The organism is Zooshikella ganghwensis, from assembly GCF_018263875.1.
Lineage (GTDB): Bacteria > Pseudomonadota > Gammaproteobacteria > Pseudomonadales > Zooshikellaceae > Zooshikella > Zooshikella ganghwensis.
The window spans coordinates 838,009-853,026 of record NZ_JAEVHG010000001.1 but is presented as its reverse complement, the minus strand read 5'-3'; the positions used below and the strand labels follow the sequence as shown (position 1 = coordinate 853,026).

Genomic DNA, 15,018 nt, shown 5'->3' with positions numbered 1-15,018 from the left:
ATACCCATTATGAAGGATATTTTATACAATGCAGAGTTGTACGTTATATGCCGTATACTTGCGGATATTTAACACCCCAATATCCATTATCAGATACTGACCTTTTATACCTAAAAGCGTACCCGTTATTTCTGATTGTTTATCAAAGTTAAGCGCTGTGACTTTCACTGGGTACTGTAAAACCGGATAATTAATAGTGTATGGCTTGGCATCTGTTATGGCTTGTAATGCCTGTACCCCAAACTGTTGCTGAAACGATGTTATGGTCTCAGCACACTGGGCAAACAATTCATCCCTCTTGCTCACCAAGTCAACTTCATCTGAAGTCCCTTTCAACATTGTTCGCCAGTTTGTTTTATCCGCTACAAAGGCTTTCATTGCCGCTTCAATCAATCCCGACTGTTGTCGTGTAGCAACCCGCATAATGGGTAATGCCTGGGTTGCCCCCTGGTCAATCCAGCGTGTTGGGACTTGTGACAGGCGGGTAATACCTACTTTTACCCCTGATGAGTTTGCCAGATAAACAATATGATCAGTCATACAAAACTGGTCACCCCAAGTCGCATCTCTACAGGTACCCTGATCATAATGGCACTTTTCAGGAGACATAATACAGCTGTCACACTGGGGTAACTTTTTAAAACATGGAAAGCAATAACCTTGATTAAAGCTTTTATTGGTTTTCCGACCACAGGCAATACAATGAATAGCCCCTAAAAACTTCAGTGTTATTTGCTGACCCAACAACTCATTTAATGAAACCAGTGATTCACCCACGGGTAATTGATATATCACTGGGTCTGCGAGTTGTGATTTCATTTTTTGCAGCTGACCAGATATTGGCGATACGGTGGTTACTGACTGAGATAAAACATCACTCAAAACAGGCTATTCCTTTTTTTGTACCGATAAAGGTCTTATACCTTTTATTTAGGTTTTGTATAAATCACGGGAGAAGGTTTATTACTTTATTTTTACAGTCTGTGGCTGACTATCTGCCTGCTCAGTGTCTAGCTTGGTCTGACTGGCACATTGCTGGCTCATAAACCCCGTGTGTTGATCTACAGGTAAGTGCTTGTGCTCATAGGCAATGATCGCTTGCAAACAAAGCTCAACTTGAGATGGTTCAAGGACACGACCATCTGGCCACTTTCTAATTTCTACTGCCGTTTTTAAGCGCTGGTAGGTATCTGCATCAATTTGGTTAATGAGTTGCGAAAAGTCCATAGATTCTCTCAGCTATCACAAAAAAAGTGCCTTTTTTAGAGGTGCTTTAACATCGAAGCGCATTATCTGGATTATAACGGCCTCGAAATGCTGCAAACAAGCAACCAGCTAATAAACCCACGGTATGGGCTGTATTTGCCACATTACCAAAGCCTATCACAGCTAAAATATCTGAGTAACCAATCACCAACCAGACGAGCATAAACATATAGATACTTTGAGGGATAGAAAAGCTCACGTTGGCCAGCTTTTCTCTAACCCAACAGTAGCCTAACAAGCCATAAACAACACCCGAAAAACCACCAAAGATGGGGTGATCCATTGACATTAAATATTGTCCAAGGTTAGAAAGAAAGCCGACAAATAGCACTAAGCCAAACATAAGGCCACTACTGTCTTTGTTTTCGATACGCCGACCCAGCACATAGAGCCAAAGCATATTGAAGATGATATGGAGCCAGCCAAAGTGCAGGAAAATTGGTGACAACAAACGCCAATATTGATGGTTTGCAAACACATCACCCATTGATGCGGCTAATACATAATTACCTATTAGGGTAAAGTCTACAAAGGTTAGCCACGACACGACTTGATAGTTACTGCCAAGCCCAGTCATCGCGGCTACAAATAAGTTAATAACTAAGAAAAAGGCTGTTATTGGGAAGAGGCTTATCTGGCTGATTGAGAACTGTGCGCTTTGAGTAGGTTGTGGCGGAGGATTATCAATCACAGCCTGGTAACGTGATAAATCTAATTCTCCACACTGGACCTGCTGAAACCAGTGTGAAACTTGTTGTTGCTGGTCTTCTGTCACCAGCCATAATACTTGCTGCCCCGATTCTTCAGTGATTTTGTGCTTCACCCCCTGGTGAAACAAATACAATGAGAATGAACGTAAGTCCTGTTCAGCAGGGACCTCAAGCAATCGCATCATAGTTATTCTTCCTTTTAGCGAGGCACAAAAGGGCTTCGCGGCTCCACTTCAACCCATACAAACTTCTTTTTATCTAATACCGTTTCATTATCCATACGATAAGCCACTAACTTGCCGTATTTGACTGCACTGTAGTCAAGGCATGCAATGTTTGGACGAATGGGGTGTGGCACGCCCATTTGCCAGTAGTGACCCACAAATAATGGCTTTTCGTTTAGCTCATAAACAAACAAGCGGTTTTTATCTTCAGCTGTGAGCGTTTCTGCTGCCACGGCTGGTGGCAACGGATCTGGCTGAAAGATAACGTCCTGGTATGTTTCTGGGTCAGGATGCCAAAAGTGCGCACGAAACCGATTGCGAATATAGCCATCCTTACTCTCAATTTTTATGCCTTTTGGCAGTGGAATATCTATGCCACGAATAAGACGACTAACGCAGTACTTTTCAAAGCTCCGAGAAACAATGGTTTGATGTAAAAAATCGTCGTCAATAGTTGCTCGCTGATAGCGGCTCCAAAAAGCCTCAATCAGTCGTTGATCCCAACATGCATGGACCACCCGAAATTGAGCAAACTCTAAAAATAAGGGCAGCTCTTTAAACCATTGTAAAAACATTTGCCACTCTTTAGGGTGACAAGCAAATTGTTCTAAAGTTTCCGCAATGAGACGGTGGTGTCGAGGGTTATGCTCGCGCAAGTATGATCGTCCACTGCCCTCAAGTGCTGGTGTACAGTACGCTAACGCATTGAACTCATGATTACCCATGACAATATGCGCCTGATCATGATCAACCATGTCTTTTACAATATGGAGTGCATCACGTATACGAGGGCCTCGATCTACAATATCTCCCATAAATATGGCTTTGCGTCGAGGGTGGCGAAAGCAACCACGATATTGTCGATAACCTAACTTTTTTAACAACAGCACTAATGCACGAGCACAGCCGTGAATATCACCAATTAAGTCATACCCATCAGCAGTATCTGCCGTAATCCAACTCATATAAATCTCAACCTCATCCCTCTCCTAAACGATTGCCCCACCCTAGTTTACGTCGACACACTTCATAATAATTATGGTTCAAGGGGTGGATGAGTTTTAGACGCTGTGGTTTCTTTGCCACGGTAATGGTATCAGAGGGTGATGCTGGAATATGCACCTGACCATCACAAATAACTTGTGGGTAGGTGGTATTGTGTCCACTAATAGCAATTTTGATTTCTGTGTTGCCATCCACCACAAGGGGACGACTGGTCAAAGTATGCGGAAACATAGGTACGACCACAATGGCATCCAGTTTGGGGTGCATGATTGGACCGCCACCTGATAAAGAATAACCCGTTGAGCCCGTAGGCGTTGAAATAATAAGACCATCTGCGCGCTGGCTATAGACAAACTGCCCTTCTATATAAACTTCAAACTCGATCATTCGCGCAACTTTACCAGGGTGTAACACAACATCGTTCAATGCATCTGACTGGCCAATAGGTTGACCTTGACGCTTAACCACAGCTTGCAATAAGAAGCGGCTCTCCATGATGTATTTACCCGCCAGTACTTCACCGACACGCTGCTCGATTTCATCCGGGTGAATATCTGTCAAAAAGCCTAGCCGCCCTCGATTAATACCAAGCACAGGCACTCGGTAGCGGGCCAGTGCTCTTGCTGCGGCAAGCATACTTCCATCGCCTCCGATAACCACTACCAAGTCACAAACCTCACCCATCATATTATGGCTACACACCTGAAGCCCATGTCCAGGTAAAACATCAGCAAGAGGTTTGTCCAAAATGACATGAACCCCTTCAGAGAGCAGAAATTTTTTTAATCGCTTCAGAGTCTCAACGACCTCTGCACTGCCTAGTCGACCGATAACACCGACATGCTTAAATTGCTCCATAACACTCCGTGATAACAGGCTACTTGTTTTGACTGATTGTCACTGGCTCAGCGCATAATGTCTACCTTCTAGAGTTACTTACAGCTAAAACCTGAATTATTACGCTTTGTTTAATAACTTTAAGTTGTGCGGTACTCTTAATCTATAGGCAAAATAAACAACATATGCATAATATAGCTTTCGTGCATATATGTTTGAGTTATGAGGGTATCTCAATCTACAAGCCTAAAATACTGATTACTAATGACTTACCGAATTGAACAGTTATTTCAAGACTTACAGTGGATTAATCAATCCCCTGTTATTCTCTTGCCTTATGGTCAAACTAATACAGCTTCAACTTTCTTTTTAGAAAGACCTTTTTACGACCACACCATCTCTTGGCAACAAGATCAACTTGAAGTACTTCAGTTAGCGTTACAAAAGAAACAAAACTACCGTCTTGGGCATTATTATGAAACGCTGGTCCATACGTTATTACAACATCAACCAAAGGTTCACTTTCTAAAACATAATATCCCAGTCCACTCTGCAGGCCGAACATTAGGAGAGTTTGACTTACTTTACTTTGATCAAACAGTAAATCATTGGATACATCGTGAACTTGCTGTCAAGTTTTATTTAGGTTTGCCCAGTCAAACAAAACAAAAATCAAGCTCATGGCATCAATGGGTGGGACCTAATTGTCAAGATAGGCTTGATCTCAAAGTCAATAAAATGCTGACTAAGCAATTAAGACTGAGTGAACACCCAGCAGCAAAGTTAGAGTTAAAGCAGTTAACTAAGCAAACAGGACAACCATTACAAGAGAATGAGCCTATAAAAGAAGGTATGCTACAAGGTTATTTATTTTATCCTTATCAACAGTATTGTCCCCCACCCAAACAGGCCAACCCTCAGCATCTTACCGGCGATTGGGTCGCTGTCAGTAAATTAACTGAATATTTAGCAACCCTCACAGATTCATACAAATTAAAAGGTCAACTGGCGTATATTCCTCTCGCCAAATTAGAGTGGCTTTCCACTGTTCATCGGCAAGCTACCAATGAAATAAAAGGTTTTATGAGTGACGCTGCTTTACAGCAATCCATGCAGCAACGGTTTGCGCTGGCTCAACCACCACAGTTAATTGCCGCCTGCTATCAAGAGCGTCACTTTTTTAATGAGATAAGGCGTTTTTTTGTTGTTGCTGACCACTGGTTAGATAAGGCAACAGCCTCTTCACAAGAAAAGTAAAAGACTTCATTTATAGTATTGTGGAAATCCTCTGCGCCCTTGTAAACCTCCACTGTGAATGATGAGCACTCGACTTCCTGCTGGTATTTCATCTCGCTTTATACCCTCAAGCACTCGCCATACAAGCTTACCTGTATAAATAGGATCTAATGGCAAAGCATAGTCCTTTTCGATTGATAAAATAAACTGGTGAAGCTGTTCATTGGTTTTGCCATAGCCTCCCCAGTGACCATCTAGCCATAAATGCCACTGTTTGTTTTCTTCAAGCCCTGAATCCCGTAAAAAGCCTTCGATAACACCCTGAAGAAATCCCCCACCTTTAAGCACAGGTACACCAATAACTTGTTGATGATTAGCAGCACCTTTTATTAACCCTGCTAATGTTCCCCCCGTACCACAGGCTGCAAAAATATAGTCAAACTGTTTTACCTGTTCGTTTTCGGTAATTTCCTGTGTACCTTGTACTGCTAAAAGGTTACTTCCCCCCTCTGGTACCCAGTAAACGGATCTGCTGTTATCAATAAACTGATTTGCCAGTATGCTTCGCTGTTCAGGCAGGTGTTTTTCCCGATAAGACGCTCGATCCAAATAAATGAGCTGCATCCCCATTTCAGCGGCATCTTTAAGTGTTGGAGATAACAACTTGGGCTTATGCCCTCGAATAAAGCCCACTGTTTCAAGCCCCAAGTATGAGCCTGCCGCTGCCAAGGCATGAATATGATTTGAATAAGCACCACCAAAGCTCGCGATACAGTCAGCACCATGGGTAATTGCTGCTTTAAGGTTATATTTCAACTTATACCACTTGTTACCTGAAATCTTTGGGTGTACTAAATCCAAACGCAGCACGTCCAGTTGAATATTTTTTTCACGGGCTAAAGCGTGAGAAAGTGACTGAAAGGGAGGTGTAAATGTGGGGAATTGAGAGATAAAAATGTCAGTGCACATAATCGGGTAAGCATTATAAAAACCCCATTATATGCACTGCAACTGGTATTACCAAAACTAGCCCAAAATACTAGCTTGCTTAAATTTTCTAAACTAAGCCAGCTGTAAATCCGTTACATTATTTGGAGCTGATTCCTTGTCATTTTTATGATGCTCACAGCGGTTTGAATCACCATCGATAAACTGCCCTGGCATATCAATACGCTTGACAGGCTGGCCGCAGCTCTTTCCATCCTCACCTGCCGCTTCACATCGTGACGATTCATAGTGACGACGCCACTTTAAATAGTGCTCTTTACTGACAAAACACTTTGCCGCAACATAAGCAATATTATCTTCTAAATAACGCTCTACTTCGTTGAGTGGAATAGTGACATGCCCAACACCTGGATGATAGGCAACAAATATCACCCCTTTTGCAGCCAGCTGATCAAGCAGTTGGTGAGGGCTACCACTCTGCAGACGAGCAATTTCTTTATGTAAGTCTTTTATTTCAGTTTGCTGCTGTTTATCAAGCTCTTCTAAATACTCTTGCTCAACTTCTTTAGCACGTAGTTGCTCTTTTAACTCTTGCGTTGCAGAACGAACCTTAGTTCTGATCTGAAACTCTAATTGCTGCTGCATTGTTGCCAGCTCTGCACGGCTCTGCTGCTCAATTTCTTTTAGCAGCTGTGTCATTTCGTTACGACTTTCTTGAAACTGTTGTTTTTGATTTTCAAGTTTCATAACCAGTGCGCGGTTTTTATTAGCTAACTGTTCATTAGCTTGCTTTGCTAACGCTAGTTCTTGCTTATAACGTGCAAGCTCGTGGCTAAACTGTTGCTTGAGACGCGCTATTTCTTCTTTGCTTTGTAATGCCAATTTAGCCAGTTTTTCTTCATGCAACTTAACTGCCTTGATAGCACGAGCCGCAGCTAACTGAGTTGGCTCTGGTTCATTGTTTTGAACCAGTTTAACGACAGTTGTGTTATTTACGTCTGTAAAAAGGCGCAACCGGTTACGTTTAGCGGCCGCTTTTAGTAGCACAAGTTCATTAACTGAGGCATTCTGACGATAGTCCCATAGGCTGGCATGATGCCAGTTCACAGGGCAATTAGTCCGAGTGGCCAGCCGAATAGGTCCTGCACCTAAGTTAGGGCCTTTATCAGCCACAGATGACATATGCTTTAATGGCACATTCCAGCTGCGATCTGCCATACCCTCTCGATCAAAATCCAAGAGGAATAAAACAGCTGCAGTTACATGCAAATTTGCATCAATTTGCACGTAAGCACCTTTAACTGTTTGAGTTTTAAACTCTTCTAAATGAACGACACCGTCAAGAACTGCTTCAAACTCAGACATAAGCATTTGTTTGCAAATGCCTTTTGTGTTGAAAAACATGACTGCTTCAGCGAACTTATTCAAGGCGAACTCCTTTTACCTTGTAAGAAAATAGGTAATACCAGCTTGTTATCATAACGATTCACTACACCAATGAAATGACCAGGTTTAAAAAAACAACAAGCCACTCATTTTTACAGATTAGTTCTCGGTCACCCTGAGAACTAATCGAAATAACGATATGCAAAATTATTTCTACTTTTCAGATAGTTAGCTTTGCACGTTCGCCTCATTGTAGTGAAACTACTGCACAAAAAATGTGATTTCCATAGCAATAGTTCGTTTAAAAAACAACCAGTTATCGATAGCTAAGCGGTAAATAATTCAAACAGTCGTGTTAACGCTTTGTTTTAATTAGCCTTTAATAGCAACACTATAACTTAGCGGCTAACTCAGTTCCCTGAGCAATTGCGCGTTTGGCATCCAACTCTGCCGCTTTATCTGCACCACCTATCAAATGCACACTCATGCCTGCAGAAGCTAATGGTTGATAAAGGGCTTGATCAGGATCCTGGCCCGCACAAATAATAATCGACTCTGCTGCTATAAACGATGGATTTCCCCCAACCGTTACATGAATTCCATTCGCTTCAATCCGCTCATACTGGACGTCATTCATCATCTCAACACCGCGCTGTTTAAGCTGTGCGCGATGAATCCAGCCCGTTGTTTTGCCAAGATTTTTGCCCACTTTTGACTTTTTGCGCTGTAATAAAAAGACCTTACGTTCAGGACGAGAATGATCCGAAGCAATAATGCCACCTCGCTCACTGACTGAAAGATCAATTCCCCATTCATGGCAAAATGCCTGGGGTTCTGATGCCTCTGAAGACTTATGGGTTATATACTCTGCCACATCAAACCCTATACCTCCTGCGCCAATAATTACCACGTTATTCCCAACAGGCTTCTGTTTTTTAATCACATCTAAATAACTCATCACTAAAGGATGTCCGATGCCAGGAATTTCAGGGGTTCGAGGAGATACTCCTGTGGCTAAAATAACTTCATCAAACTGCTGTGCAATTAAGTCATCAGCCTTAATGGGCACTCCTGTTCTCACACTCACACCCGCCAACTGTAAACGTTGGGTAAAATACCTTAACGTTTCATGAAACTCCTCTTTACCAGGTATCTGTTTGGCTAAATTAAACTGTCCACCAATTTGATCACTTTGTTCAAAAAGTGTTACTTCATGACCTCGTTCTGCAGCAGTACAGGCAAAGGCAAGTCCAGCTGGGCCAGCACCAACAACCGCTATTTTCTTTGCTGCTCCATTCACAGGACGAATGACCAGCTCTGTCTCATGGCAAGCGCGAGGATTAACCAAACAGCTGGTCAGCTTCATTTGAAAGGTGTGATCAAGACAAGCTTGGTTGCAGGCAATACAGGTATTAATAAGGTTTGAATGTCCTTCAGCTGCTTTATTGACAAAGTCTGCATCCGCCAGGAAAGGACGCGCCATAGAAACCATATCTGCTTGGTTAGCTGCCAAAATATTCTCTGCTATTTCTGGGGTATTGATACGATTGGTTGCGATCACTGGAATTGTTACTGAAGGGCGCAGTCTTGCTGTAACTTCTGCAAAGGCTCCCCGAGGAACCATTGTGGCAATTGTCGGCACTCTTGCTTCATGCCAGCCAATGCCAGTATTGATCAAGGTTGCACCTGCCTGCTCAATCGCCTGAGCCAGCGTAACTACTTCATCCCACTGGCTGCCACCTGGCACTAAATCCAACATAGAAAGCCTGAAAATGATGATAAAGTCTTCTCCAACAGCTTCACGAGTACGCCGAACAATTTCAATAGGAAATCTAATGCGTTGATTAAAAGCGCCCCCCCATTCATCATCTCTTTGGTTCGTCTCAGCCACGATAAACTGATTAATCAGGTAGCCTTCAGAACCCATGATTTCTACACCATCATATCCCGATTCTTTTGCGAGCTGAGCACATTGTACAAAGTCAGAAATTTGTTGTTCTACCTCATCTGAAGTCAGAGCATGAGGCTTGAATGGGTTAATCGGTGCCTGAATTGCAGAAGGTGCAACATTAGCGGGATTGTATGCATAACGTCCCGCATGGAGAATTTGCATACATATTTTACCGCCAACATCATGGACTGCCTGAGTAATAACCTTATGCTGCGCCACCTCTTTGCTATTGGTCAGTTTTGCTGCTCCCTTTAGAACAGCACCCACTTCATTCGGACTGATGCCCCCTGTCACGATTAATCCGACACCACCAAGTGCTCGCTCTCGGTAAAAGGCAGCTAAACGCTCAAAACCATTAGGTCTTTCTTCTAATCCTGTATGCATTGACCCCATTAACACACGGTTGGCTAACGTGGTGAACCCTAAATCAAGTGGTTTTAGTAAGTGAGGGTAATGTTGATTCATGATCACTCCTAATCAGGCATTCATTTCTTTTTCTGCGGCTTACCATAAATCTGTCTTATAATGCCGACAATGATTAAGAGTGACACTTTACTGACCATGATGAGCAGGTACTGATGAAGTTAGGTAATGTTTCAGTAACCTATATAGAGACACTGGCTAATGCAATTCGTCGCTGTGGTAAAAGGCCAGAACCTTTATTAAATGAGTTTGGGTTAGCACTGCCAACGCTGAATGATGAGCAACAGCAAGTAAGCATTGCCAAGTTTATGCATCTGGGAGCTGCAGCAATCACATTAACCCAAGAACCCTACCTTGGCTTAATAATGGGACAATATGCTCCCATCCAGCAGTGGGGCTTAGCTGGCTTATTAGCAATGAGTGCACCCAATCTAAAAATGGCGATAACAGCATTGATAGATTATGAATGCCTAACCAGTGAAAGTGTGCGAGGGGAGTCTTTTATTGAATATTCAGGAGACAGTTGTCATATAAACTTTTACAGTATTTCTCCGTATACGGTTTATAACCAATTTATTGCTGAGTCTGTTTTACTAAGCTGGTTAAAAACGTTGCGCTGGCTTGCTAAACCTGAAAATCTCCTGGCAGAGGTATTCTTTGAGTTTCCTGCACCAGCCTATGCCAATCAGTTTAAACAGTTTTTTAAGTGTCCAGTCTACTTTTCTCAACCATTTAATAAGCTAGTTATCTCTGTATCATCTCTTACACAGAGTAATCGGTTTAGACATCATGTTATGTATAACTCGCTACTGGCTGTATGCGAGCAAAAGAAAAAACAACTCACCTTTTCTGCTCGATGGCAGGAACGCGTCGCTCGTATCCTTTCACGGGAACTGCATGGAGGTCAGCCCACACTAGAGTTCACCGCATCACAGTTAGGTTTATCTCAGTGGACACTGAGACGTAAACTTAATGAAGAAAATACGTCTTTTCAAAAATTACTCAATCAAACCCGGTTGGATTTAGCGCTTAACTATGTAAAAGAAACACCGCTTAGCTTTTCAGAAATTGCTTATTTATTAGGCTTTTCATCCCCAGAAGCCTTCCAGCGAGCATTTAAACGTTGGACTAAACAAACTCCTGGTCAAGTACGACAAAAAGAGTGAAATTACTCTTCATAATCCAAAGGAAAATCTACAGGTGTTTCGTGTTGCTCTGCCAGTTCAAACCAGTCTTCTGACTGCTGTTGTTGCTCTAACAACTCCTCAACATAATCTTCCATTTAAGTGCCCTCTATTTGTGCAAAAGTTATTAGTACTGATCACTATGCGTACATCAAAGGTTTTATACACCCCTCTCTTGTATTTGAGGCAGGCAAAAACCATCTGGCTTGCAAATGCTACGTTAAAAACCAGCAGGTAAAGTAAGGCAATAACTAAGCCACTGTTGAGAATAGCTTAATAAAGTAAGCTTTGGTAATTAAAAGCTAGAAAAGGATTTCACGAGACTAGAAAACTTGATTTAAAGCATGAAGTAGTAATGAGGGGATTTAAGATCTTTAGATATGGCGGAGCGGACGGGACTCGAACCCGCGACCCCCGGCGTGACAGGCCGGTATTCTAACCAACTGAACTACCGCTCCATATCTTATACTGTGTCACCTGTTTTACTAACCTGACGTGGTGGGCAGGGAGGGGTTCGAACCCCCGACCCTCGCCTTGTAAGGGCGATGCTCTCCCAGCTGAGCTACCTGCCCGACAGGTGATGCGCATTCTACTGGTATTTTTCTCAGAGTCAACAGTTAATGTATTGCCTGACAATCTAAAAACTATGCTTTACTACTAAAGCACTCCAGTACTTTTATATCGAGCAGAATTTACCCTCCTTCACAAATCATTTTTATACACGTAATCCATAACACTTATTGTCCGAGTATAAAACAACCGCCGTATAAGCAAGGCACCGTAAGCTCATTATTGATAAGACTTTACATAGTAATACTCAGATAGGCTCTTACCATGCCAGCCTCATCTTGAGCATCAATCCTAATTTTATCGATAGAAAAGTGATATTGATTATGCAAGTTAATGACCCAAGCCAATAACTTCTGATAGGCAACTTGGTCCATCCAGACCGTTACACCCTCATTCGAAGGTTGTACCCGACTTAATTTAATACCTTGTTGCCTGGCGGCTCCAGTGACGACTGCTGATAATTTATCTCGCGAGACCTGCTGCACACCCTGACTTGTGCTTTGCCTAGCTGCTTGCTCATTCGCCTGAATAAAAGCAAGCGTATCCATATTTGACTGATACTCCTTGCGGGATTCCTCAGACCACTGCATGATCGGTTCCCAAATCAACATGTACACCACAGTTAATGTGACAGCAATAACCATAATGACCAAAGCGCGCCGATCTCGCTCTGGCATTGCATTTAACTGTGCAGTTATTTTTTCCTTGAAAGGTGATGCCATACTATCAATCTACCTTGCTATGCTTGAATATTAATACGTGCTAAAACAGTCTCTTTTTCTTGATTAGCTGTTTCCAGCTTGGCACTCATACCCCTTTGTTTTAACTGATTGACATAAGCATCCAATACTTCATAACTCTTAGCATTCACTTCAAGCATTAGAGAATTACCAGAACTATTAAAGTCCAGGCTTTTAGGTTTTATTTGCTGGCTCCCCAACTGCTGGGTGACTGATGAAACATCTACCAGTAATTTGATAAATACCCCCTCACCACCTGAAGAAGCATTTTGTTTCATCCGGCTTGTCATACTGTCTTTAAGGTCAAAAACATTGCGTGCATTCGGATATATCGAACGAAAAACTTCCTCTGCCTGTTGATGTAAAACATCACTTTGCTGACCAAAATAAATGGCCTGCCCCAAATGCAGACCTAATGTGACAACCACCCAGGTTGCCGCCAAATAGATAACACTTTTCCACTTCGCAAACCCTGCACCACTGTCAGCACTCACGGAATATTGGTTTTGAAAGAGGTTAATATATTTTTGGCGGCTTTGATTCTGTAAAAAACTGCGACACAAATAATGAAAAATAGCACCCTTTAACGCAGAAAATTCCAGCTCAATTTGGTACTGCTGCAACTGATGTTCTAACTGTTTTAATAATCGTTTTATTTCTAAAGTAACAGGCTTAGCTACAGTCACTTTTAGCCGAGTATATCCTGCCGACATTGCCAATGTAGGGTCATCCTCAGCATCAATCATACGATACTCAGCGGGGTTTTCTAATACCGTTTGTAACGTCATTGGTAAAATGGAAGTGTCTACACTAAAGTAGTTGTCTTCTGGAATAGCCATTAAAGCTTTATCCCCATCAACAACAACCTGTATAACTTCTGAAGAGGTGGTATTGACTAACTGAGCCTCAGAGATACAAAGATAAGGGTTCAGCGCTAAGTCAGAAATGGCCGCAAACAGCTTACTCATTGACTCATGTGCAATAGCGGCTACAGGCAGCATTCCTTCATTCACCTGGCTATTGGTGACAATTAGCATATCATCCACATCATTAACCAAGTGATCTTCTAGCATATAGGGCAAAGCTTGCTTTATATGCTTCATTTGAGCGTCACTGACAGGCACTTTCACCAGTAATGCCTGATCACCTGGCAAAATAAACACTGTCTTCGCTTGGCCTAAAGCGTTTTCTTCAGCAAGCGTTTCCTCTATCGATAACAAGCTTCCTTTAGCGGGACCACTAATAACCTCACCTTCACTGGAACACAGCAGCCACTCAGTATCAATGTCTGCAGGGTCTTCACTAGGTAGAGATAAAATCCGTACAAAAAGGTGACGTTCCATACCAATTAACAGCCTAATTTATGTCTTTTTGGGTTTATTTTGAACTAAAGGTGCTGGCAAACGCCCTTCTGCCCGAGAGATAACATCAACTTGCTTCTCAGCACGTTTGTAGTAACTAAGCATATGATAACGCGCATCGGCAAACTTAACGGTAATTACTGCTAAAAAATAGTTACTGGATACAACTAATGCGTCTTTATTTAGTTTATTCCCTTGCCCAGCAAACATAGACAATGACGTTAACTTATCGACCGAGTCAAATCCCTTATCACCTCGCTGGCGAATTATTTCTTCAGCTTGCGCTTCCTGCATATTAGGCAGTAACGACATTAAAACCTCTTTGGGAGCTGTATTAATATTTAACTTAGCGTCAGGTGGTAGTGCGACAATATAAGGCGCTAATTGCTTATAAAGCTTAGGGTCCATTTTAGGTAAAAACATTAATTCAGAAATTGATGTGATCGCCCTGTCAGCTGCTCGATAAGGCATCTCATTCAGCAAATATTCGTTATCCTCAAAGCCACCACCAGGCGTAGTTTGATCATTTTCATCCACCCAGTCGGTTATCTGCTGAGTAGGCACATTAAGACCCAGCTTAGTGATCAGGTTATTAAATAAGTCCTTACCACCACTTCCTTTTGTCTTCCCCTTGCTACTATCATCACCATCAACACTTCGTGGAGGCTCTCCAGTTGAAGGGTTTGAGTTTGAGGAAGAAGAAAGCCAATTCACATTGATATAACCTTGCAAGTCAATCACATTAATATAAATGTAATCACCTTCTTTAATTTTTTCCTTATCTTTACTTTCCCCAATAACCCCTGACTCAATTTCATCTAGAGGGTAGTAGCGATCAATAAGGCTCCAAGGCTCTTTTAAATGGTCAACTGTGGAAGAGTTTTGTGTATTACCAGTCCCTGTATTAGGAGGGGTAGTTGATCCTGCAGGTTGGTTTTTTTTATCGTTTTCTAAATCAGCTAACAATAATTGAGCAACCAAATCTTCTGCGGCTAAAGCATAGGCTCGAGCTTGGCTCCGCATTAAAAAGTGGGATGTTCGATCTGTCTGGAAATGAAGCTCAGTTACTACTTTTGCTACCATCACACTGATCAAACTAAAAATTACCATCACAAAAATCAGGGCGACACCACGCTGACGCTTTGGAAACGAGGGAGTAGGATTCTTATCTCGCATA

General features: G+C 42.3%; 13 protein-coding genes and 2 tRNA genes. 2 read left to right on the top strand and 13 right to left on the bottom strand.

The features are described from left to right. Positions 1-21: 21 nt before the first annotated feature. From KHS79_RS03745 to KHS79_RS03725, 5 genes are all read right to left on the bottom strand, one after another. Positions 22-882 (bottom strand): DUF2797 domain-containing protein, encoded by an 861-nt coding sequence (locus KHS79_RS03745; protein WP_325167548.1) that lies wholly within the window; start codon positions 880-882, stop codon positions 22-24. Between the two features lie 81 nt (positions 883-963). Continuing rightward, complete coding sequence (locus KHS79_RS03740) at positions 964-1,227, bottom strand: YeaC family protein (RefSeq protein WP_212716721.1); 264 nt, start codon at positions 1,225-1,227, stop codon at positions 964-966. Positions 1,228-1,273: 46 nt separating this feature from the next. Beyond that, positions 1,274-2,161 (bottom strand): rhomboid family intramembrane serine protease, encoded by an 888-nt coding sequence (locus KHS79_RS03735; RefSeq protein WP_212716718.1) that lies wholly within the window; start codon positions 2,159-2,161, stop codon positions 1,274-1,276. Between the two features lie 14 nt (positions 2,162-2,175). Next, complete coding sequence (locus tag KHS79_RS03730) at positions 2,176-3,165, bottom strand: metallophosphoesterase (protein WP_212716716.1); 990 nt, start codon at positions 3,163-3,165, stop codon at positions 2,176-2,178. A gap of 13 nt (positions 3,166-3,178) precedes the next feature. Next, on the bottom strand, positions 3,179-4,063 hold the full coding sequence (locus KHS79_RS03725) for an NAD(+) kinase (RefSeq protein ID WP_027707555.1): 885 nt from the start codon (positions 4,061-4,063) through the stop codon (positions 3,179-3,181). Positions 4,064-4,306: 243 nt separating this feature from the next. Here KHS79_RS03725 and KHS79_RS03720 point away from each other — a divergent pair, with 243 nt between their 5' ends. Further along, positions 4,307-5,299 (top strand): DUF1853 family protein, encoded by a 993-nt coding sequence (locus KHS79_RS03720; RefSeq protein WP_212716714.1) that lies wholly within the window; start codon positions 4,307-4,309, stop codon positions 5,297-5,299. Positions 5,300-5,305: 6 nt separating this feature from the next. On the opposite strand, the gene KHS79_RS03715 is transcribed toward KHS79_RS03720, so the two are convergent. The 3 genes from KHS79_RS03715 to KHS79_RS03705 all read right to left on the bottom strand — a co-directional run bounded on the left by KHS79_RS03715 (position 5,306) and on the right by KHS79_RS03705 (position 10,028). Then, positions 5,306-6,247, bottom strand: coding sequence for a 1-aminocyclopropane-1-carboxylate deaminase/D-cysteine desulfhydrase (locus KHS79_RS03715; protein WP_212716712.1), 942 nt, complete (start codon positions 6,245-6,247; stop codon positions 5,306-5,308). A 93-nt stretch (positions 6,248-6,340) separates the two neighbouring features. Beyond that, positions 6,341-7,654: a hypothetical protein gene (locus KHS79_RS03710; protein WP_212716711.1), complete on the bottom strand. Its 1,314-nt coding sequence runs from the start codon at positions 7,652-7,654 to the stop codon at positions 6,341-6,343. 349 nt (positions 7,655-8,003) lie between these two features. Further along, entirely contained in the window at positions 8,004-10,028 is a 2,025-nt protein-coding gene (locus KHS79_RS03705) for an NADPH-dependent 2,4-dienoyl-CoA reductase (RefSeq protein WP_212716709.1), read from the bottom strand. 113 nt (positions 10,029-10,141) lie between these two features. Here KHS79_RS03705 and KHS79_RS03700 point away from each other — a divergent pair, with 113 nt between their 5' ends. Further along, complete coding sequence (locus tag KHS79_RS03700) at positions 10,142-11,152, top strand: AraC family transcriptional regulator (RefSeq protein ID WP_212716707.1); 1,011 nt, start codon at positions 10,142-10,144, stop codon at positions 11,150-11,152. 399 nt (positions 11,153-11,551) lie between these two features. Here KHS79_RS03700 and KHS79_RS03695 read toward each other — a convergent pair. From KHS79_RS03695 to gspK, 5 genes are all read right to left on the bottom strand, one after another. Beyond that, positions 11,552-11,628, bottom strand: a tRNA-Asp gene (locus tag KHS79_RS03695). Between the two features lie 38 nt (positions 11,629-11,666). After that, positions 11,667-11,742, bottom strand: a tRNA-Val gene (locus KHS79_RS03690). A 231-nt stretch (positions 11,743-11,973) separates the two neighbouring features. Next, the gene (gspM, locus tag KHS79_RS03685; RefSeq protein WP_212716705.1) at positions 11,974-12,462 is read right to left on the bottom strand and encodes a type II secretion system protein GspM; all 489 of its coding nucleotides are present in this window, start codon (positions 12,460-12,462) and stop codon (positions 11,974-11,976) included. Positions 12,463-12,479: 17 nt separating this feature from the next. Beyond that, positions 12,480-13,823 carry a type II secretion system protein GspL gene (gene gspL / locus KHS79_RS03680; protein WP_212716703.1) on the bottom strand — a complete coding sequence of 448 codons (1,344 nt, stop codon included), beginning with the start codon at positions 13,821-13,823 and terminating at the stop codon, positions 12,480-12,482. Between the two features lie 18 nt (positions 13,824-13,841). Beyond that, complete coding sequence (gspK, locus tag KHS79_RS03675; RefSeq protein ID WP_212716701.1) at positions 13,842-15,017, bottom strand: type II secretion system minor pseudopilin GspK; 1,176 nt, start codon at positions 15,015-15,017, stop codon at positions 13,842-13,844. Position 15,018: the final 1 nt, after the last annotated feature.